Genomic DNA, 22,481 nt, shown 5'->3' on the forward strand with positions numbered 1-22,481 from the left:
ATCATGAATTAGCGCTACCGCAGAACTCACTGCCAATCGATATTCAAAGCGCATGGCAATATAAATCATCGTCGCCAATAAGGAAACCAGTACTGCTAAAGCCCCTTTAGTTGCGAGCTCTTGACCTACTTGTGGACCTACAAAGTCAACACGTTGCTTCACCGCCCCCGGTAACACGCTCATTACTTTATCAACCAAATGCGATTGATCTTGATCTTGTCTTGGCGCAATGCTAACTAACACATCTTTAGAAGTACCATAACTCACTACTTGGGCTTCTTTAAAACCTGCGTTGCTTAAACTATCCCTAATCGCTTCCAAATCGGCAGCTTGAGGGTAAGACAATTCAATTTGGGTTCCGCCTGTAAAATCAAGCCCCCACTTCAAACCATGAAAAAGCAAAGCACCAATCGAAACAACAAAAATTAATATGGAAAACAGGGCCGTCCAACGACGAGCACCCATAAAGTCCACTTTTGAATTTGGATTAAAAAATTCCATCTGAGCCTCGTCTTAAATACCTATAGATAATTTTTTAACAGTACGACCACCGTAATACCAATTCACAATGGCACGGGTGAAGGTAATTCCTGTTAGCATGGAGGTTAATAACCCTAAAGACAGAGTTACCGCAAATCCACGTACAGGGCCAGTACCAACTGCAAAAAGAATAATCGCTACAATTAAAGTAGTCACGTTCGCATCAAGAATGGTCGAGAACGCACGCTCATAACCAGCATAAATTGCCGCCTGGGGAGATAATCCATGACGCAATTCTTCACGAATACGTTCATAAATCAGTACGTTGGCATCAACCGCCATACCAACGGTAAGAACAATACCCGCTATACCTGGCAAAGTCAGAGTTGCATCAATTACCGATAACAAGGCACACAATAAAACCAGGTTCAGCATCAGCGCAATATCAGCAATTAAGCCAAAGACACGGTAGTAAACTAACATCAGGATTAAAATTAACCCCATACCTACCTCAAGGGAAACAATCCCGCGACGGATATTTTCTTTACCCAAAGTAGGACCGACCGTACGCTCTTCTATAGGATAGATTGCCGCAGGCAGTGCCCCTGCTCTTAACAGTAAAGCCAGATTACTTGCTTCTTTACTGTCCGTAAGACCGGTAATTTGGAAATTATTACCTAAAGCATTTTGAATTACTGGTGCACTAATAACACGCTCTTCTTTATGCGTAACACGCGTATCCACGCCATTAATTGTCTGGATGGCATTTTTTGTTTCTACATAAACAATAGCCATACGTTTACCAATATTTTCACGAGTTACTTTAGTGAATAAACTTTCACCGCCCCCGCCTAATTGGATTTGCACTGCGGGCGTTGCTGTTTGCTGATCGAAGCTAGATACCGCCGAGGTAATTGAATCCCCACTTAATACTACTTGGCGCTTTAGCAGAATAGGATGTCCATCCATCATATACAGCTTATCACTTACAGGTACAGAACCCGTTTGTTTGGCGATTTGCGGATCATTATCCTGATCGACCAAATAAAACTGTAACGTTGCCGTACCCCCAAGAATCTGCTTTGCCCGCGCAGCATCTTGAATTCCGGGTAAATCGACAGCAACACGAGTAGCGCCTTGCTGTTGCACAACCGCTTCACCAACCCCTAATTCATTAACACGATTACGTAAAATACTCATGGTTTGTTCAATCGTATTTTGACGCATTGTATTTAATTCAGCCGGTGGAATTGAACCGACAATTTCGTTATCCGCTTTACTTTTTACAAAAAGTACATCAGGCATTTTTTCTCTTAAACCTGCAAGAGCACGTTCCATTGATTGCGGATCACGGAAGCGTAAATTAACACCCTTATCGGCAACATAACGTATGCCCGAATAACGCACGCCAATTTCACGTAAGGATTGACCAATATTTTTCATGATCCCTTCGTAACGACGGCTAATTACACTGTCTACGTCTACTTCTAATAAGAAGTGTACCCCGCCCCGCAAATCGAGACCTTGCTTCATTGGTTCAGCACGAATGGCACGCAACCACCCTGGAGTTGACGGCGCTAAGTTTAGAGCAACCGTGTATTGATTACCCAAGGCATTTTTAATTGCATCGCGAGCTAAGAGCTGAGAATCAGTCGAGGCAAAAATAATCTCAACGCCTTCGTTTTGCGCGGAAACGGATTTGTATGAGAGTTTATCTTTTTGCAGAATACCTTCGACTTGCGTTTTTAATTCATCATAATCTACTGGCGTTTCAGCTGAAATTTGCACAACAGGATTTTCTGTGTACAAATTAGGTATGGCGTAAATAAACCCAATGATGGCAATAACAACCAGCATCAGGTTTTTCCATAGAGGATATTTATTTTGCATATTTCCGTGTCCCTATGACTGACTTAAAGAGATTTTAAAGTGCCTTTTGGCAATACAGCAATGACAGCGCCTTTTTGTAAGCTAATCTCTACGCCTTCTGCAAGACTGACTTTAATGTATTGTTCATCTAAGCTAACTACTTTAGCTAACATACCACCAGAGGTAATAACTTCATCACCCTTCTTTAAACGACTTATCAAATCACGATGTTCTTTTGTCTTTTTTGTTTTGTGGTCTAATCAGCATAAAATAGAACAATACAAAGATAGCGGCGATCATAATGAGCGAAAAAGTTCCATCTGCTTGAGGTGATGCAGTTGTGCCTGCGGCGGCCAAAGCATCGCTAATAAAAAAACTCATAATATCTCCTAAAAACGGCTATTAATTAATCGCGTGACATCATATAGCGAATTGCTCTGAAGGTAAATGAATCCAAGAGGAAATCCCAGGCTAATTTTTGAAGAGAAAGATTTTTGTAGGGTAAAAGTCTTGTATAGGTTGGTGCTCAGCACCAACCTTACATTAAACTTAAAAGTTGTTGGGTTACTTTTCTCGGATCTTCAGCTGCTGTAATCGCCGAAATAAGCGCAACCCCACTCACCCCTGTTGCTACAACATCAGGTGCACGTTCAAGACTTATCCCACCAATTGCCACTAAGGGATAATGCAAAGTACGCATCCAACGTCGCAACATTTCCACGCCCTGAGCTTCAAAAGCGAGTTCTTTACTAGTAGTTGGATAAATTGGGCCAATAGCAACATACGAAGGACAAATAGCATGCGCACGCGCCACTTCATAATAACAATATGTACTCACACCAAGCAAAAGTCCTTTACGCCGAATTGCATCAAGATCAGCCGTATCTAAATCGGATTGCCCCAAATGCACCGCCTCTGCATCCAACTTTAACGCTAAATCCCAATAGTCATTAATAAATAGAGTCACTTGATGTTGTTTTGCTAACACAATACTACGTTTCATTTCCTCTTCAAGAGTCGGTGTTCGTTCCTTAATACGCAATTGAATAGTTTTAACACCAAACTCGACTAAAGTTTCTACCCATTTAAAGCTGTCAACGACCGGATAAAGTCCTAAATAATGGGTATGCTTAAACGCCTCTGGCGCAGCAAATAATGGCATTGCTGCTAAATAAGGCAAATCAGCCTCATCCTCAGGAAAACCACCATAATAAAGATCGGTTTGTGCCAAACGGATTGCCTGATGTAGGTACATTTTCGCAATGACAATCGCATCTTCTGCTGGATACCCCAGAGCCAATGCAGCAGTAATGGCGGCTGAAAAAACCGCCCCGGCTACTGGATATTTGGCATCAGAGTAACGACGTTGTGTCAGCCAAAATGAATTACTGCCATTAGTCCAGTAATCATGAACCCATAATGACTCATGCATCTGTTCGCCTTTAAGCAATACACTTTTCACACCAAAAGCTAATAACTCCACCGCAGCATCTTTGATGGCCTCATGAGAATTAATAGCCTGGTTTAAAATAGTTTCTGCCTCATGAATATCAAGTACTAAAATATCAACCTGATGCAACATACCATACATCGCTGTTGGAATAAGCGGTACATCCAAAACCAACGGCCCCGAATAATTAGTTAAAAAACCAATCGTAGCCGCAAGCTCATTGGCCGTTTCCAATGCCCCAAATTTAATTGCTGCAGGCATGCCTTCTGCATGGACAAGTTCAAGACCAAATCCACGTAAGGTTTGTGCGTCCGCGTCAGTTCCTGCAATAGCCCACACAGTTTTCATAACTGCACCTCCTGATGCCAAAATGAAGTATCAATCGTAGCTTGGTAGTTAATCTGCACAACAAGCGATCGGCTGTAAATCCGAATGAGGCATTTTAGGCAATAAACTATTTGTATAACAAGTACTCACATCAAAAGATTCATTAATCACGCCCAAATGTCTACCAAAACGTGCCACTTTATTCCAGTCTCGTTCTACATTTAACAACGTTCGCGAAAAGAATGGCAGGGTTCGCATAAAAATAGTGTGGTACATTGGCGTGCGTAATTGCGGTTTAGCCTGGCATAATCGCTCATAGGCTTCATCTGGATATTCTGTAGTGAATGCCGCACCACGCTGGGTTGCATTAAGGAAACTCTTGATTAATTCGGGCTGCGCTAACATACGTTCAGGTACAATAAATTGAATAGAACAAAAACAGCAACAGCCCAATCCTGCCAATTGGTCTAAACGTAAAAAAACAGTTTCACCACGTAAATGCTCTAACTCAACGCGTTGAAAATTGATAAAACCAATCCCCGTATCAATCAAGTCACGACAAATAGCATCCGTAACATTCATACCAATGCGCACTGTTTCATAACTGAAAGGAGCTAGACCGGCCAATTTTGCTAAATCATCAATAATGATTTTGCCAAACTCCCCAATATACCCCACCCGCTTGCCGACAATATCTTGAAATGAATTAATGCCACTTGCTTTTAGAGCAATAAGCCCCGTAGGTGGCTCATCCAATAAAGTACCAATTGAAGTTAAAGGATAACCCTTAGCCCGTGCTGCCACAGTATGAATCATGGCTTTAACACCAAAATCAACATGGCCTAAACCAACAATTTCAGTCACATCACTCGGATCACTGGGTTCTAAAATAGCAAGCTTTATGCCTTCTTCTTGGTAATAGCCTAAAGAATGGGCGACATAAATAGGTGTATGGTATGGATTGGCATACCAATTAAGTAATAAGGTTGTTCTTGAAGATAATACACTCATTGCCATTGCTCCTTATGTAAATAAAATAGAGGATGGCAGCGGCTTTCGTGTTTATGGAGAACCAAAGAAATATTAATCTAAATTTAACAGTTAAGCCAGCCTCTAAGCTTGTTAGAGTCAGAAATTCATTGCTAAAGTTAGATTAAAAGGCGTTCTTACGCTGGTATGACCCAGATCAAGTTCAACGGGTATTTCTCAGTCGTTTTCACGACACCCCGCGCCATCTAATTTGAGTATATCCTAGCGGGTTCAGGAAATCGTGTCAAACCTTATAAAAAATAGTTCTTTTATATACAGCCAGGGGTCAATATAATGGAGCTAACGAATAAGGATAAGGATAATTACATGTCTCGTCATCACCACCACCATCGCCATCATGGTAATTATCAAGCATCAAATAGCTTAACATTGATACTCTTAGGTGCATTTATAGGATCACCGTTAATTTTCTGGTTCGTTTTTTTTCAATTGGCAACAGCCCCGACAATGGCCATTACAGCGTTAACTGCTACAGGCAGCGCTTTGTTTAGCTTTGGTATTGGTGCACTGATTCTTTATGCATCGATTGGCGTAACCTATTTATGTTCCGCTGGCCATGAATGTTATAAAACAGAGAAAGGACCATTAGATATTCTTAAGTCACGTATGATCAATCAAGATGAACTAAGCGTTACAGGTGTCCTAAACTCAATTGGCGCAGCACTATGGTCACCGTTTATAATACTTGGTGGATTATCTGGCATAGCAATTAAAGCCAGTGTACGTATCTTTACTAGCCCAATTTCCGAACAATCCAACACGACGAATAAAAGCTCGTGTAGTGAAAATAGTGATGGAAGTTCTTATTCTACACTGATGTCTTGCTTGGGAGTAACAGACAATCCACAGCCTAATAAGACTCATCAAAGAAGCAGTAGTGCCCCAATCTACACGAGCCTCTATCCAGATATCAAACCAGGCAGCGCTGAGAGAAAGCAAGAGCCACCTGTCGTTAATAAAATACCACATCAATAGCAACATATTCTGACGGCTATTGATGCACACCGAGCTTAAGAGCTTAAGATCTTAAGGTTGAGAGCAAGCGATTAGGATGTTGTAATAAATTAATAGCATCGAAAATATTAGAAACGACAATATCAGCAGCGTTCAATGCTTCAACCGCAGTTCCTTCCTTGCCTAAAATAAGAATACCGACAGCAGAATCTTTCATGACTTGCTGATCATTTCGCCCATTACCTATAGAAACAGTTTCTTTAGCATTTAATTTTTGTAAATAATTTTGTTTAGCAAGGCCCTGCTCCATTGGCGGGACAATCAAAACATTACAAGGGATTCCTTGCAACTCACTTTTAGCGGTTCCCAAGCTATCACCAGTTACAACATGAATCGTTACTTTTTTAGATAATTCAATCAACTCACTGGCAACACCCGTTATTAAAAGACCATCGACGGCCAAGGTACCATTGTAATCCAATATAACATCATGAATTGTTAAATCAGTAAATCCTGGAATATTAACTTTGATCATGGAATGCCCCATTTATTATTGATCCAAATCTAAGCTTAACTGTTTTTTACTATTTAGCCATCCCCAAAACATGAATATTGGATTAAAAATAGGAGTTCGTTCCCTAGGCAAAACATGCTCAAATTAAATACAAGCTATTTTCTGTCCTATAATTAAAAAAACGCATAATTACATTAAATATATGACTCAACAAAAACACCAACTCGCAGATATCAATACTCGCTTATTAAAAGTGATCGTTGATCGTCAAAATTCAACTACCGAAGTAGCGAGTGCTTTATTTCTTATTTCCGCAAGCTATTATGAAAATTATAATATGGATGACCCAGCTACATTTACAACAATGAGCAGGTACGCCAATATTTATCTGCGCAATGAAATACGCCAATCCATATTATCGGGAGGAGCTCCTGAAAAATTGCGCGATAACCTGGTCTATTGGCTTGATGTAATGGACAAACTACATCAAAAAGGCGATTACAATTCTGCGGTAATCATCAGACTAGTCGTTGATGAATTAGAATTTAGTAAAAAAAATGATTCATTACAAAAAGCGTTTGCCATCTTGCCCCCCAATGCAAAAAAAATGATGGACTTTAAAGCAGATAAAAACCTAAAAAACCTGTCTTATTACAATGACAAAACAGTGGCCATACCATACCTGGAACTCTTTTCATTTAAGCAAGCCATAGCAGAAGAAGCTAAATCAGAGAAAGCAAAGAGAGAGATTGAAGACCTGAAGGCTCTTGATCAACAAGTAAAAACAAAAACAAAGGTGCAAGTAAGCCAAGAAATTGAAAAACTAAGTTCCTTGATACAAACTTTAGAGCGTTATCAAGAAAAACATAAAACCTCTGAAAATAGTTCAAATGAAAAAGTAATTCGAACTACCGCTCTGCTCAATTGTCTCCAGGATGAGTCTCTATCGTATAAACAAAAAGCAGAGGCATTAAAAAATGTCATTAATGAAGCCCATTCTTTAAAACATACCAATCCAATTAATAGCCTTATGGGCAAAGATTTTACCTTGATAAAATTGGCTAGAGACATCCTCCCTTTAGTACAAGCTTTAGAAATCCGTGCCGGAATAAATACTTCTGTACCAACAATTGCAGTCCAAGCAAATGAAAAACCCGCTCCGACTCAAGAAACCTCAATAAGTGACCAGCCATCTCCCCCTACAAACCAGGCGGCATGGGCTCACGCTAAGCCTCAAATGGATAAAAGAGCATTAGAAGAAGTTAATTTCATGAAAAAATTAGAATTAGGACATGCACGAGTCAACCATTTTGCGGACGTTCATCAACAAATCCAACAAAAAGAAAAAAATGATACGAAGGTTGAACAGGTGCAGTCTGTAATATCACCACCCAATTTGGCGGTACAAATACCACCGGTGGAAAAGCCGGCAAAACCAGATGTTAGTATCGTGCTTAATAATTTAATAGCTAGTTACACAGCAACTGATATTCAAGGATTTCAACATACTTGCCAACACCTAATAGACCAACATGGCCTGCTAGCATTTAAAAATACCGTTGATGAGATGTTAATCGATAAAACGGTAATTAAAAAAATTCAGCGTGATGATAATTTTGCTAGCGCCTTAAAAGTGCTCAATCAACAACTTATCAATGCCACTGCAGCTACTTTTTCATCGGTTATGTTGGAAAGTGCAAAAAAGGTAGCACAAACAATATTAGACCTTGCCAATAAACCTCCAGAATATTTTCACGAAGAAGCTCAAAAATTAGCCCTGCAAGCGATTAGCAATGAAAAAGAAAATGCACAAAAAAATGCAGCCCATACGATTAAAGAGATCAATGAACGTGAAGACACCGTTGAGAATAAAGAAACAGCGATTGCGCACATTAACAATGAACTGGAAGAAAAATTAGCAGATATCGAGCAAAAACCTCGACCAATAGACTATTATGTTGAAAAAGCGCGTCTAGCAAACATAAGCAAATATAAATACTTCACTCAAGATGCATCTCAGAGCTTTGATTTAGCCTGTGCAGTAATTAGAAAAGATATTCTCTCTAGCACATCACTGGAGAAACGCACGCTCATAATGGAGCGTTATATTTTAACTGCGGAAAAACTGCTTGCCGAAAATCAGGTTGATGCGGCGAATGTCATTGTTGCTGCCTTACAAAAAGGAGACATATGTCGTTTAGAGGTTACGCAAGGGGGATTATCAACTTACGCACAAAACGCCTTCAAAAACATGTGCGAATTATTCACGCCTATGGATAATTTTGCCGCGATGCGTCACTACATTGCCGCTAATAGCGGTGCCTATCTGCCCATCCAACCGCTTATTTCTGACATAGACCATATACCCGAAGAAATTATTACAAGCGATGAACACGGACATACACAACCCATAAAAAATAATAAAATTTTCGCAAAAATACTCGAGAATTGTCAAAAAATACACACAGCCACCGCCTCAGGCATGCGCAATAATGCCTTGGCACAGGAGATTAACAAAGATAAACAAGATGTGAGCGCTCTTCCCATGGAACAATTTGACGCATTTATTAGCGCACATAATCGGCGTCAAAACGCGCTTGATAGAGACTTATATAAGCTTTCCCGAGAAAAAGAGCCCAAAAATGAAAATAAACCACTTAAATCAAGCGCGATTATGAGTGATATTGAACATGTGTTGCATCCTACTTTACCGCAAAAAATTCGTGAGACACTCGATACTGAATATAAAAAAATAAACCATTGGGCAACGACACAACATGCAGGCACAGAAGGTCATTTATCTATAAGCACAGTTGAAGCCTTAAAAGAAGCCCTGAATAATGAATCAAATTTTACTGCAAATATTCAACAACTGAAAAATTTAGTTATCCTTCTTAAACAAGAAAAAGGCCTCACATCAAAAGAAAAAGACATTCTCAATAACTATTTACACAAAATCGATAATCTTATTAATTCCACTAAAGAATTCTGGGCTCCCATAAGAAATAGCATCAATGGTTCAGAACCAAGTCCTGAAGAACTAATAGAAAAACTACATACTCAATACGCCTCCCCAAACTTCAGAAACATTATGGATCAGCTCACAAGCCTAATTGGTGAGAATCAAGTTAAAGTAGACAATATTCACTCAAAATATACGGCAAAAAATCCGCAAATGTTAACCTCAGCAGCATATATAGATGCAGCAACAAGCATGAGTGATAAATCAGGAACATGGCAAAATGTAACATTAAATTTCAATGCCTTTTCCTTTTTGCCTACCCAGCGTTTAACTCGAGTGGTTAAACCTCTAGAAGCAATACACGATGCCCTTAGAAAGGAATCTGGCTATGTCAGTCTCCCTGAAAATGAGAGGTCAAATCATCCCCTCCAAAAGCTAATAAATCTCAATCAAGAATCAATTAATACAATCAATAAGGAAACCCATAGAAGCAATGATGAACAGGCAGCAAGGGAGATTAGGCAGGCAACCCAAGCACAATTTGCTCAACTTAAATCGCGAGGAAAACAAACTGGTGTATTAAAACAAATTTTAAATCTCAATTTAAATACAAAACTGCAAAATAATTCGCTTATAGAAGTTGGGCGTTTCCCTGCTTATTTACAAGAGTCCTTATTACTGGCTTATCCTGAAACCTTTAAGCGAACCGCTAATGGGGAATTTGTCGCTGTAGAGGAAAAAGCCGCGCCTATTTATGTGGCTCTTGGACTTGATGCACAAAAAACGGGGGCAACGCTTGAACCCAGTAATTTTAATGGAAAAGAATTAGATAATTTATATCGCAAGGATCAGAACCCGCTTTGGCTTGTTTTAAAAAGCACAAAACCTATTGATGAACATTTTAGTGCTGAAGAAAAGATTCAAACCTATGTCGCTCTTGCAAAAGCCTATAAAAATCAAGAAATTGGTAAAAAAAATAAATACCAAGGAGCATATAAAATGTTAGCAGCTGCGCTTGCAGTCGCTGATCAGGAGACAAATGAAGCTAATAAAGAACATTTAAGCGCTTATATTGTCAATACGTTTAATGCGAATAGCGAACTGGGGGCCTGGATAAATAGCAAAGTTAAAAAAAATGCAGCCAGGAAAGAAGCCTACCCTCTTATCTCGTATATAGAAAATTTAAGCAAAACGATAAAGCCTTCTGTTGAGCGCGCTGAAAAAATAGACACCTCACCACTACCACAATCATTCGATGTTGTCACATCACCACTGGAAGAGGTGCATCAACAAGAAGAACAGGATGAAACAAACATTCCTGCCCCCCCTTTCGATGAAGTAGAAACCACGCTCAATACCAAACATATTGTATATAAACCAGAATCGGTTGTTACTTATCTTCTTGAGCGTAATAAAATGAATGCAGAGGCAATTCGCTCAACATCTAATGAGCTGAGCGTCACTTCCAAGAAAGGTGAGCAATTTATATTAGAAGAACGTCCTCAAGCTAATCAAGTCCGTTGTTTTGATGTAACGCATCATACAACACATGAAAAGACTGGGGTACCAATTAAAGTGCAGGGACGTTTTATTTACGAAAAATCAGATACAAATACCCTGAGCAGTACGGCAAAAAATCAACGAGACAACAAAACAAATCCAGGAAAATATATCATCCATAAATTTCCTACAAAAGCAGATGGGGTCTCCGATGCAGATCTTGAAGCGGCCAGGGTAAACTTTGCCATGACAGTGGCTACTCAGGTTCTAGCCAATATGAAAGCACCGCCTTCTAAAGAAAAGCCTATTCGTTTGCAGAATGGCAGCGCGGAAGAATTAAAATATTTATGGACTGCATTTGCAATTCTTGGTGAAAAAATACCACAGATGAAATTTAGCGCCAATGCAATTCACGTGGCCTCATATAAATTTGATGCGGCCCAAGAAAAAGGATTTTTTGGATATAGCAGCAACTCTCTTTACAAAACCGCATTTAAAACACACCACTCGGAAGTAAATGACTATGTAAACATGGCTAAAGAGCAAGCTGCGGAAAAATTGGATGATAAAGGCACTAAAGAAAGCGTCAATCATTTCCGTGACTTGAAAAATGGATTGCATGACATCAAACAACAATCAACAACATTAGAGAAGGATGAGGAGAGCGATTCGACAAGCGATACCGCCCATCTTGGCTAAGATGGTTTATGATACATCGGAAGCCCGGGCGATAACGACAATGACTGATATTCCCTACTCACCTATTTACTCTTTGCCATCCAAAATACATTATGTTGGATTAAAAATCTCTGACATAACAAAGGAGTATGTTGTAGCAAATGATGAAAATAAGCTTTGGTAAATCGCTGTGAACAGGTAGGACAAACACAATCAGGATCAATCGTTTCAAACTGCATTGCCGTACTCGTGCTGGTCAAATCAACCACTCCATTCTGACTATATACCTGGCCACAGAACGCGGCTCTTGCCGGCTCATCAGTCTCGATTAATTTGATTCCTTTAGCGCGCAAAGTCTGTATTAATTCAACATTAAGCGTACCCGTCACATAACGCGCTACATATGACCAATGATCTAATTGCACTATTGTCGATTCATCTACATAATTAAAATAAACACCATATGACCGTACTACCTCATGGAAACGCAGATCGTCTGCATGAATAAAAGGCATAATAGAATCAGTCCATGCATCCCAAATATGCGGATAATCCTGGAGAATGTTCTTAGGCAAAACAACCGCATCAGGTTTTAGATGTTGGATTAATTCGATGAGCTCAAAAGCAGTTAGTTTTGTTTTAGAACCATCATAAGGTGACTTAAGCGTATAAACTCCTTCTCGATTGGCCACCAAGGACATTGCATTTAAAATAAGTGTGCCAGACCATCCCAGATAATGCCGTAAATCAGTTATTTTTTTTAATAACGCAACCCCTGGCTTGTGCAATAAAAATTCTAAAGAATAGGATACTGTTGTGACTTTGGCTTCTTGCCAATTTTCTGCGGTAAGGCACAAACCCGCTTCTGAAGTCAGAACGGGTATAAAATTTTGCACTGCGAACATTCCCATCTCCCTTTAAAGCAATAAACTTGTGTCACCATAACTAAAAAATCGATAGCCTTTAGCAATTGCTTCCTGATAAAGCATCATTGCTTCTTTATAACCAATAAAAGCAGAAACCAGCATCAGCAAGGTCGATTCAGGTAAATGAAAATTGGTCATTAGGCCATCGCAAATTTTAAATTTGTATCCTGGATAAATAAAGATATTAGTGTCCCTGCTACAAGGAGTTAATACCCCTCCCTCCTGAGCTGCACTTTCAAGACTACGAAGCGCCGTAGTACCAACTGCAATGACACGATTACCCGCTGCTTTAGTTGCGTGTACCGCAGAACATAATTCAGGATTTAGGGTAAAATGCTCACTATGCATTTTATGTTCTTTAATATTCTCGCAACGAACGGGTCTAAATGTTCCCGCACCAACATGTAAGGTAACATGCGCAATGTCAACGCCACGTGCATGCAAACTGGCTAAGACTGCTTCATCAAAATGCAATCCTGCTGTCGGCGCGGCTACCGAACCTTCGTATTTTGCATAAACAGTTTGGTAGCGATCTTCATCCATTACCTCATCACTGCGCGTGATGTAGGGAGGTAAAGGCATATGCCCTACGCCATGCAATAATTGCAAGACATCAATATTGGATTTACAAACAAACAGGTCATCGTGTCGCTCTAATACCTCAAGTTGTCTATCTTGCTCCAGATAAATTAAAGCACCCGCTTTTAACGCTTTACTGGCTTTAATGTGCGCAAGAAACGTAAATTCACCAGTAATACGCTCAACCAGCAATTCAACCTTACCACCAGTAGCTTTATGCCCATAAAGACGCGCGGGAATTACTTTAGAATCATTCATGACCAGCAAGTCACCAGGTTTTAGAAAATCGGCAATGTCTCTAAATTGATGATGGCCATACTCCCCTATGTGACGATTATAGGTTAATAATCGCGAGTCACTGCGATTAGCTAAAGGATACTGCGCAATTAACTCTGAGGGTAAATCAAAGTAGAAGTCCTGTTTATTCATGGTGCAACCTGAAAATAAATTGGCGCCATTATACACTGAATGTAACGTTGAGTGTAGTTATAGGCTCAAGTTGAGACGAGATAAGACCTTACTCAATCTATTATCCCAAATTCACATTACTTATAAGAACTGAATTCCTACTTAACAATAAGGTCCAAACAGGCGCTACAACTACGGTAAAAAAGAGGAATAACAAAGCAGTTGGAAGACCATTATTAGTCAATAAAGCAAAAATAATAGCCAGAACATTTAATAAACAAAGCCAAAAAATTGCCAGTGTCCATTTTCGCCAAGCATTCGATACACTTGTAGATTGCTGGCTTGTTTTATAAATAAGATAGACCCCCACACCGCCAATAAGAAATCCCCAAGCGGTTAAAATTATACCTAAATATTGAACTACCAAGAAAACACTCCAAAAGCCTTGGAGCAACTCAGGAGTTAAATTAAAGTTTCCAATTAACAGCCAACACGTTAATAAGCTCAGATCAACAAAAACACCGATAAAACCACCCGCAAATAGACAAAAAGCAGCCATGCTCGTATTGAAGGTAACGCCAAAAATCCGTCGAAAAACAAGGCCCAAAAGCATCATGGCTGTATCGGCAATAGTAAAAATAAAAAAAGATAAACCATAATAAAACCAATATGGTTTCAAGTGCTGCATAGATTGCACCGCTACGTCAGCGGTATAATGGGTTGACGGTAGATAAAATATGGGCGCAATAATACCTGCATAGAAATAAACGATGCCCCCCAATAACCAACCGAAACCATAAATATGAAGAATACTGCGTGCAAATCGATTAGTTATATTCATATAAAATGCAGTCCATGACTCATGAAATACAATAATATACTCTAATAATAGCTTATATTAGATGACTATCTGAAAAACAATAGCTTTTTAACATCATCTCACCTAAAACTCCGGTAATTAAAGTGCCAATAATAGTACTGAGCTCACAAGAAAAATTAATATCCTTGTTACATTAGGATATTGATACCCTTTAAATGTTCTTTTTCGCTGCAATTGATCGATTAAATATACCGGAAGTGTCGTTATAGTAAATAACAGGATAATTAAAGATATAGGCTCTGCGTATTCATGAAATGGCATTATGTTAATCAAAAAGGTTAAACCAACCTGTAAGATTTCACGATAGTAATAAACCATCCATAAAGCCAAGTAATCAAAAGTGTATACTAACCAAGAAGCTATTAATAAAGGTAAAAATAACTTAACCCCCTTGATTGCAAATAATTTTTTAAACATGCCAATAAATTCTTGCGCAAAGAAGACCGCAATAGAGGCACCTAAAATTACCAAAGCCAGAGTTAATAACATCTACTTGTTCCTTTTCCGCTGTAACTGTAAGTATAGATCGCTAAGATTTACATTTCGTATAGGTTGGGCTGTAAAATCCAATATACGAACACAATCACAGTTACCATAAAACTTATTCACGCTATCGTTCTTCCAATGCTTCCCAGCGTGCATAAAATGCCATCAATAAAGCTTCATCCTCAGCCAAGCCTTGATTTATTTTTGCAATAGCCTGAGCATCTTGTTGATAAAACATGGGGTCAGCCATTTGTAATTGCAACTCAGAAATTTTCTTTTCTAACTGTTCGATTTTCTGTGGTAGTTGCGTTAATTCACGCTGCTCATTAAAGCTTAATTTAGCTGATGCTGCACTACGTTTTGCCACCGGGATGGCCTTATCCACAACATCGCGCTCTTTCTGCTGTTGTTGTTTTTTATGCATCTTATAATCATCATAACCACCAACAAACTCGGCAAACTTTCCAGCTTCTTCATACACCAAAACACTGGTCACAACTTGGTTAATAAACGCCCTATCGTGACTAATTAAGATTAATGTCCCCGGGTACTCACCTAACATTTCTTCCAGAAGTTCTAAAGTTTCAATATCCAAATCATTGGTTGGCTCATCCATGACTAAAAAGTTAACGGGTTTGGCAAATAATTTTGCCAGCAATAGGCGATTTCGCTCGCCACCCGACAAAACAGAAACCGGTTGATTAAAACGTTCTGGTGAAAATAAAAAATCACGCAAATAGCTGGCAACATGTTTTTGTTTACCATTAATGGTTACATAATCAGCACCATCACCAACATTAAACATAACTGTTTGGTCTTCCTGTAATTGACGACGCAACTGATCAAAATAAGCCACGCTTAACGAAGTACCCCGCTTTATTTCCCCTGAATCAGCGTGCAATTCACCAAGCAATAAACGCACTAAAGTAGTTTTACCGCATCCATTAGGACCAATAATGCCAAGTTTATCACCACGCGTCAGCAATAAAGAAAAATCCTGTAACAGCTTTTTTTGCCCTAAGGAATAATTCACCTGATTTGCTTCAATCACCATGGAACCTGAGCGACTAACATCTAAAGAAAGCGACTTAACTTTTCCTAATTGATTACGACGTGCTTTATATTCTTCGCGTAACGCTTTTAACGCACGAACCCTGCCTTCATTTCGTGTACGTCTTGCCTTGATTCCAGTGCGAATCCACACTTCTTCTTCAGCAAGCCGTTTATCAAATAAATCATTTTGTTTTTGCTCACTAAGCTGAATGGACTCACGTCGCTCCAGATAAGTTTCATAATTACAATCATGCTGGTACAGTGTGCCACGATCAATTTCCACAATCCGATTGGCTACTTGCCCTAAAAATTCCCGATCATGGGTAACCAGTAATACGGAACCTTTAAACGTTTTCAGATAAGACTCCAACCATTCAATGGCTTCAATATCCAAATGGTTTGTGGGTTCATCCAATAATAATAAGTCTGGAGAGGCAATCAGTGCGGCAGCCAATAAAACACGGCGTTTCATACCGCCAGATAGGCTATTCATGCGCTCATTGGTCGTTATACCCAAACGGCTGGCCATAGTTTCAATGTGCGGCAATTTATCCCAAGCATGCAAGTTATCCATGCGCTGCTGGCAAAGGGCCAATTTATCCATATCTCCATGTTGAGATAAGTCATTAAATTGAGCCAAAACTTCACCCACTTCCCCCAAACTTTTCACTAAAAAATGATAAACTGACTCATCACCTGTAATTGGAACTTCTTGGGTTAAACCAGCGATACGCAAGCCAGAGAGTTGATTAATTTGCCCGCTATCGGGAACGATATCACCTTGCAATAATTTTAATAGTGTGGACTTCCCAGCACCATTGCGACCAACCAAAGCAATTCTATCATGCGGTTGTATTTGCCAATCTGCTTTGTCCAGTATTTGATTGCCGGCGATATTAAGGCTTAGGCCATGAAGGGAAATAATGCTCATCGATATTAACTCTATATTCTACATTCAACGCTCGCCCCTAAGACAAAATGCTTTAGGGGAAAAAAATTTATTCCTTGGACGCAGGTAAAACCATCACCCCATCCATTTCAACCTGCGCATCGCGTGGTAAGGCAGCAACACCTATGGCTGCTCGTGCAGGGAAAGGCTCAACGAAATAATGCCCCATTGCTTCATTAATTAAAGGAAAATGGCTTAAATCAGTAAGATAAACATTTAATTTTACTATGTTGGCTAAACTGCCACCAGCCGCATTACACACTGCTGATAAATTTTCTAAAACCTGGGTAATTTGTAATTTAATGTCTTCACTGCACATTTGCATGGTTTCAGGATCCAGTGGTATTTGTCCTGAAAGATAAACCGTAGTTCCACATTGAATGGCTTGTGAATAAGTGCCAATAGCTTCTGGAGCTAATTTGGTATGTACCGGCTGCATTAATTATCTCCTTGTTTTTTTCTATATAGACGCAGGACTACTTTATTCGCCCGCAGTCGACGCATGACACGCGCTAAGTGGGTTCTATCAATAACACTAATTGAAAAAGTCACGGCATTATGACGACCATCACGTGGATCCACACTAATATTACCAATATTCGAGCCCGCCTCTGAAATAGCTGTTGCTAAAGCAGCTAACACGCCACGCTCATTAGCGACATCAACGGTAATATCCACCCAGTATTCGCCTTCCACCTTATCATCCCAACGTAAGGCAACAAATTGTTCTGGGCTGAAACGGTTGTTTTTTAAGGTGACGCAATCACTATTGTGCACAATAATTCCGCGCCCCTGTTGGAACACGCCAACAATACTGTCTCCAGGAATAGGTTGGCAACATTCACCAAAATGTACCACCATCCCCTCGGTTCCTTTAATTGCCAATGGACGTGCTTTACCACTGCGATCGAATTCGTTCGCATCCTGAGTTACAACTAAACGCTTGGCAATAACCATAGCCATTTGGTTGCCGATACCAATTGCGTATAATAAATCATCTGTAGTTTTATAATGTAAATCACTTAGCAATGCATGTAACGATTCAGGTGGAACCTTAGCATAATCACTGGATAATTCAGTAAGTGATTGCTCTAACAAGCGTTTTCCTAGAACTATAGATTCTGCATTTTGCTGACTTTTTAAGAAATGACGAATATTAGAACGAGCTTTCCCGGTCACGACAAAATTCAACCAGGCAGGATTAGGATGTGCACCTGAAGTAGTAATAATTTCTACTGTTTGACCATTAGACAGAGGAATACTGAGCGGCACCAAGCGGCGATTTACTTTGGCGGCAACACAACTATTGCCCACGCCTGAATGCACCGAATAAGCAAAATCAACTGGCGTAGCCCCTTTAGGCAATTCCATAATATGGCCTTTGGGTGTAAAGACATACACTTCATCAGGGAACAAATCAATTTTAACGTTTTCAATAAACTCCAAAGAGTTCCCGGTACTGCGCTGCATTTCCAACAGACTCTGCACCCACTCCCGAGCACGCAATTGCGCCTCATTCACTTCAAGACCTGACGATTTATAAATCCAATGCGCAGCCACGCCATTGTCAGCCACTTTATCCATATCACGAGTACGTATTTGTACTTCTAATGGCACCCCAAAAGGACCAAACAAGGTTGTATGTAAAGACTGATATCCATTCGCTTTGGGAATGCCAATATAGTCTTTAAAACGCTGGGGAACAGGCTTATATGTGCAATGCAATGCACCTAAAATACGGTAACATGAATCAATGTCTTCTGTAATTACCCGAAAGGCAAAAACATCAGTAATCTCTGTAAATGATGCCTTTTTCAACCGCATTTTTCTATAGATACTGTATAAGTGCTTTTGACGACCGAAAACTTGCTCATAAGGAATGTTTAACTGCGCCAGAGCTTGCTGTAAGTCTCTTTCAATGGTTTGGGTTAATTCGCGACGATTACCACGTGATTTTTCTACTGCTGATTTTATGGCCCGATAACGCATAGGGTATAAGGCTTGAAAACCCAAATCTTCAAGACCAACGTAAATGGAGTGCATCCCCAAACGATTGGCAATTGGGGCATAAATTTCTAAGGTTTCGATGGCAATACGCCGACGTTTTGCTGGCGGCATGGCCCCCAAAGTACGCATATTATGCAAGCGATCAGCCAATTTGACGATAATCACGCGAATGTCTTTGACCATGGCCAACACCATTTTACGGAAATTTTCTGCTTGAGCTTCTGCTTTCGATTCAAATTTTATTTTTGTAAGTTTGGTAACGCCATCGACTAAAGCCGTGATGTCTTCACCAAATTGGCGGGTTAAATCTTCTTTGCTAACAGAGGTATCTTCAACAACATCATGGAGCAAAGTAGCCATAATGGTTTGATAATCCAGGCGCATTCGTGCAAGGATTAAAGCGGCAGCCACAGGATGAGTAATATAAGGCTCACCTGAACGGCGCATTTGGCCATAGTGTGCTTTTTCAGCCACCAAATAGGCTTGGTAACATTTTTCTATTTGAGCTTGTTCAAGATAGCATTTTAGCTCCTCATCAAGCTCCTTAAAGTAGCTCACGTAGCACTCCCTAATATCCAACATGACCATACCTCACTTTTGCACCCTACATTGGGCACCAATTTGCGGATATACGGTACGTAGATTGAGCCTAAGGCTCAACAACATATTCCCCGAAAAACATACTCTTATTTAAATAATAGCCCAAACAGCATCAGTCGATCTGTAATGTAGCTTGAGCTAAGAACTCAACCTTGAGCGCGCTCATGCTCTGTTGTTGGGCTAAAGCCCATAAGCATCAAGTTAAGGAATTTAACTTTGTCTATCCTCGATCCGTTCGGCCCGAGTAAACGCTGGCGCAAGGCTTCAAGACAGCATAAATGCCTCTTCAGCCCAAACGGTTTTGGAGTGTACAAAAAACTTTTTTCCCTTAGCTTTACACCTATAGTCTTTAAGCCCTACCTACAGGAAATATGCTGTTTTTTAGAAAGATAGGAACTTATTCTTTGTTTAAAATATCAGCAGTTACAAGACCTTCTGCAATTTCACGCAAAGCGACTACAGTTGGCTTATCATTTTCCCATTCAACCATGGGCTGATCGCCACGAACGGCGATTTGTCGCGCACGCTTTGTAGCTACCATGACTAATTCAAATCGATTTGCTACGTGCTCTAAACAATCTTCAACTGTAACTCGTGCCATAACTGTCTCCTCTGGTAACCAAAACTTCTTATTTTACTGCGATGACATCAGGAATGAAAGTAATTTTGCTTGTTTATTTACCTGCCGTTCAGTCCGCAGGCGATTTGCAATCACTATCGCTTCTAAATCCACAGCCGCATGTTCAAAAGTATCATTCACAATCAAATAATCAAACTCAGAATAATGACTCAGTTCATCCTGAGCTTTTTTCATCCGATCGCTGATTACTTCATCTTTATCTTGGCGACGATTCATTAAACGTTGCTTGAGTTCCTCAATTGATGGTGGAATAATAAATACACTCACCGCGTCAGGGAAAATACGTTTAATCTGCGCCGCGCCTTGCCAATCAATGTCCAGAACCACATCAATTCCACATTCTAAACGAGCATTAATTTGCGCTATAGAAGTACCGTATAAATGATTAAAAACTTGTGCATGCTCTAAAAAAGCATGATCATTAATCATCGCCATGAATTCTTCTTCACTAACAAAAAAGTAATCTACACCGTGTGTTTCTCCTGGCCGCATCGCGCGCGTCGTATGCGAAATGGAAACCTCTATTTTATCGAGAGTTGCGATTAAATTTCTTACTAAACTTGTTTTGCCCCCTCCAGAAGGTGCTGCAACAATAAATAAATTACCTGAATATTGACCCACAATAGTACTCACTCAATGTTTTGAATTTGCTCACGCATTTGCTCAATTAACACTTTCATTTCCACAGAACTCTGTGTTAATTCAACCGAATCAGATTTTGAACCTAAGGTGTTTGCTTCGCGATTGAGTTCCTGCATCAGGAAATCAAGACGTCTGCCGGCTATTTTATCGCAATTTAAGGTTCGACTCACTTCATTAATATGCGTTTGTAATCGATCTAATTCCTCACTGACATCCAAACGTGCGATAATCAAAGCGATTTCTTGCTCAACACGAGGCTCAGGTACCTCAATTTGCACCGCGTGCAAACGCGTCAACAATTTATCTTTAATTTGCTCAGCTTGTGTGGCGACTATGGACCGTGAACGCACCACTTCGTTAGCAAGTTCTTGCAAACGTCCATCCACATGAGCTTTTAAAGCCCTACCCTCTGTAACCCGCACCTGTAAAAGCTGCTCAATTGCCTCAGCAAACAAGGACTGGGCATTTTGCGCGATTGCTTCTACATCAGGAGTACTGACTTGTACTACACCAGGCCAGGAAAGTATATGACTCACGCTTAAATCATTCGCTAAATGATGAGAAGTAGATAATTGATGACTTAAATCCACTAAGACATTAACCATGCCTGTATTTATAAGCATAGACTGATTATCAGAACTTATATCCTGATACTTAAGCTGGCACTCTAATTTACCGCGACTTACTTTATCGCGTAACACAGTACGTAACTGCGTTTCAATAAAACGAAAAGGCTCGGGCAAACGAAATGAAACATCTAAATAGCGATGATTCACAGAGCGAATCTCCCAGCATAAATTCCCCGCGTCAATTTGTTTTTGCACTCGAGCAAAAGCGGTCATACTTTGAATCATAAAAATACCAATGAATAAACCTTGTGCGAATATACATCAATTTGAGATGATTGGACAGTGCGCTATTAAATAGTACATCAGGCTATCTAACTTACATAAAATACCCAAGCAGTTGTATGCTACCTGGGTAAATTTTTATAATGTCATTGAAGGGTTTTCCTCTGGGCTTTTTGAAGATGAGGGTGAGCCTGAACCGGCTTTTTGCGCAAAAAAAACAACTGTTTTTTCAGATAGCTTGATTGGTGTCGTCGTCGGCAATGGTTTCATGGGCTCAAAACTGATATCAAGAAGCTTAACCATATCCTCTAAATAAGATTGATCCATTTTGGCAAGAGCAAGAAGCTCTATAGCTTTAAATTCTAGTTTATGCGTTCTCGTAAATAACACTACAAAAGCATTTAATCTATCAAGATAGTCTTTAATTGCTACTTTAGGCGATAAATTTGGATTAATAAAATCAAACTGCGCGATGTCTTTCAATGTATTTGAAATCACCATATTAGGCTTATCTAATTTATCCATTGAGTTTTGTAATATACTGCTGAGAAGTTCCATATTAGCTGCATAAAGATTAAACAGCTCCTTATCTTGAGAAGATTCAGCCTTTTTCTCCACAAACAGTAGATGACGAGAACACGCTTGCACCGCGCTATCTAATTGCAATAACTCGGTT

Annotated in this window: 17 protein-coding genes, 2 pseudogenes and 1 riboswitch; of the genes and pseudogenes, 2 read left to right on the forward strand and 17 right to left on the reverse strand. The window is 39.8% G+C overall.

The genetic code is table 11. The annotated features are described in order from the left end of the window. The 5 genes and pseudogenes from LDG_RS06040 to LDG_RS06060 form a co-directional block, all read right to left on the reverse strand. Positions 1–501 (reverse strand): annotated as a pseudogene (locus LDG_RS06040) (protein translocase subunit SecF); the annotation flags it as partial. 12 nt (positions 502–513) lie between these two features. Continuing rightward, on the reverse strand, positions 514–2,370 hold the full coding sequence (gene secD / locus LDG_RS06045; protein ID WP_006870318.1) for a protein translocase subunit SecD: 1,857 nt from the start codon (positions 2,368–2,370) through the stop codon (positions 514–516). A gap of 23 nt (positions 2,371–2,393) precedes the next feature. Further along, positions 2,394–2,730 (reverse strand): annotated as a pseudogene (yajC, locus tag LDG_RS20595) (preprotein translocase subunit YajC). Positions 2,731–2,887: 157 nt separating this feature from the next. Further along, a complete protein-coding gene (gene thiE / locus LDG_RS06055) occupies positions 2,888–4,147 on the reverse strand; it encodes a thiamine phosphate synthase (RefSeq protein WP_006870321.1) in 1,260 nt (419 codons plus the stop codon). A gap of 48 nt (positions 4,148–4,195) precedes the next feature. Then, the gene (locus tag LDG_RS06060; RefSeq protein ID WP_006870322.1) at positions 4,196–5,137 is read right to left on the reverse strand and encodes an ABC transporter substrate-binding protein; all 942 of its coding nucleotides are present in this window, start codon (positions 5,135–5,137) and stop codon (positions 4,196–4,198) included. A 135-nt stretch (positions 5,138–5,272) separates the two neighbouring features. Continuing rightward, positions 5,273–5,365: riboswitch (TPP riboswitch) on the reverse strand. A 117-nt stretch (positions 5,366–5,482) separates the two neighbouring features. Here LDG_RS06060 and LDG_RS18425 point away from each other — a divergent pair. Further along, complete coding sequence (locus tag LDG_RS18425) at positions 5,483–6,151, forward strand: hypothetical protein (RefSeq protein ID WP_006870324.1); 669 nt, start codon at positions 5,483–5,485, stop codon at positions 6,149–6,151. 43 nt (positions 6,152–6,194) lie between these two features. Here LDG_RS18425 and LDG_RS06070 read toward each other — a convergent pair whose 3' ends face one another. Continuing rightward, entirely contained in the window at positions 6,195–6,665 is a 471-nt protein-coding gene (locus LDG_RS06070; RefSeq protein ID WP_040534673.1) for an HAD family hydrolase, read from the reverse strand. A gap of 181 nt (positions 6,666–6,846) precedes the next feature. Between LDG_RS06070 and LDG_RS06075 the strand changes: the two genes are divergently transcribed. Continuing rightward, a complete protein-coding gene (locus LDG_RS06075; protein ID WP_006870326.1) occupies positions 6,847–11,805 on the forward strand; it encodes a RasGEF domain-containing protein in 4,959 nt (1,652 codons plus the stop codon). A 62-nt stretch (positions 11,806–11,867) separates the two neighbouring features. On the opposite strand, the gene LDG_RS06080 is transcribed toward LDG_RS06075, so the two are convergent. The 11 genes from LDG_RS06080 to LDG_RS19585 all read right to left on the reverse strand — a co-directional run. Further along, positions 11,868–12,689, reverse strand: coding sequence for a tRNA guanosine transglycosylase family protein (locus LDG_RS06080; RefSeq protein ID WP_006870327.1), 822 nt, complete (start codon positions 12,687–12,689; stop codon positions 11,868–11,870). Positions 12,690–12,701: 12 nt separating this feature from the next. Continuing rightward, entirely contained in the window at positions 12,702–13,718 is a 1,017-nt protein-coding gene (queA, locus tag LDG_RS06085) for a tRNA preQ1(34) S-adenosylmethionine ribosyltransferase-isomerase QueA (RefSeq protein WP_006870328.1), read from the reverse strand. A 100-nt stretch (positions 13,719–13,818) separates the two neighbouring features. Next, positions 13,819–14,538 (reverse strand): hypothetical protein, encoded by a 720-nt coding sequence (locus LDG_RS06090; RefSeq protein ID WP_006870329.1) that lies wholly within the window; start codon positions 14,536–14,538, stop codon positions 13,819–13,821. 117 nt (positions 14,539–14,655) lie between these two features. Next, complete coding sequence (locus LDG_RS06095) at positions 14,656–15,066, reverse strand: hypothetical protein (protein ID WP_006870330.1); 411 nt, start codon at positions 15,064–15,066, stop codon at positions 14,656–14,658. A 121-nt stretch (positions 15,067–15,187) separates the two neighbouring features. Then, positions 15,188–17,047 (reverse strand): ATP-binding cassette domain-containing protein, encoded by a 1,860-nt coding sequence (locus LDG_RS06100; RefSeq protein WP_006870331.1) that lies wholly within the window; start codon positions 17,045–17,047, stop codon positions 15,188–15,190. Positions 17,048–17,114: 67 nt separating this feature from the next. Further along, entirely contained in the window at positions 17,115–17,504 is a 390-nt protein-coding gene (locus LDG_RS06105; RefSeq protein ID WP_006870332.1) for a RidA family protein, read from the reverse strand. Beyond that, complete coding sequence (spoT, locus tag LDG_RS06110; protein ID WP_006870333.1) at positions 17,504–19,630, reverse strand: bifunctional GTP diphosphokinase/guanosine-3',5'-bis pyrophosphate 3'-pyrophosphohydrolase; 2,127 nt, start codon at positions 19,628–19,630, stop codon at positions 17,504–17,506. The genes LDG_RS06105 and spoT overlap by 1 nt, the downstream gene beginning before the upstream one ends. Positions 19,631–20,069: 439 nt before the next feature. Next, on the reverse strand, positions 20,070–20,273 hold the full coding sequence (gene rpoZ / locus LDG_RS06115; RefSeq protein ID WP_006870334.1) for a DNA-directed RNA polymerase subunit omega: 204 nt from the start codon (positions 20,271–20,273) through the stop codon (positions 20,070–20,072). A gap of 33 nt (positions 20,274–20,306) precedes the next feature. After that, complete coding sequence (gene gmk / locus LDG_RS06120) at positions 20,307–20,936, reverse strand: guanylate kinase (protein ID WP_233491423.1); 630 nt, start codon at positions 20,934–20,936, stop codon at positions 20,307–20,309. A 5-nt stretch (positions 20,937–20,941) separates the two neighbouring features. Beyond that, entirely contained in the window at positions 20,942–21,808 is an 867-nt protein-coding gene (locus LDG_RS06125; protein WP_006870336.1) for a YicC/YloC family endoribonuclease, read from the reverse strand. 135 nt (positions 21,809–21,943) lie between these two features. Further along, the coding region (locus LDG_RS19585) for a hypothetical protein (protein WP_040534681.1) at positions 21,944–22,481 on the reverse strand (538 nt) is incomplete at its 5' end.

Origin of the sequence: Legionella drancourtii LLAP12 (assembly GCF_000162755.2) — a bacterium.
GTDB classification, from domain to species: Bacteria; Pseudomonadota; Gammaproteobacteria; order Legionellales; family Legionellaceae; genus Legionella; species Legionella drancourtii.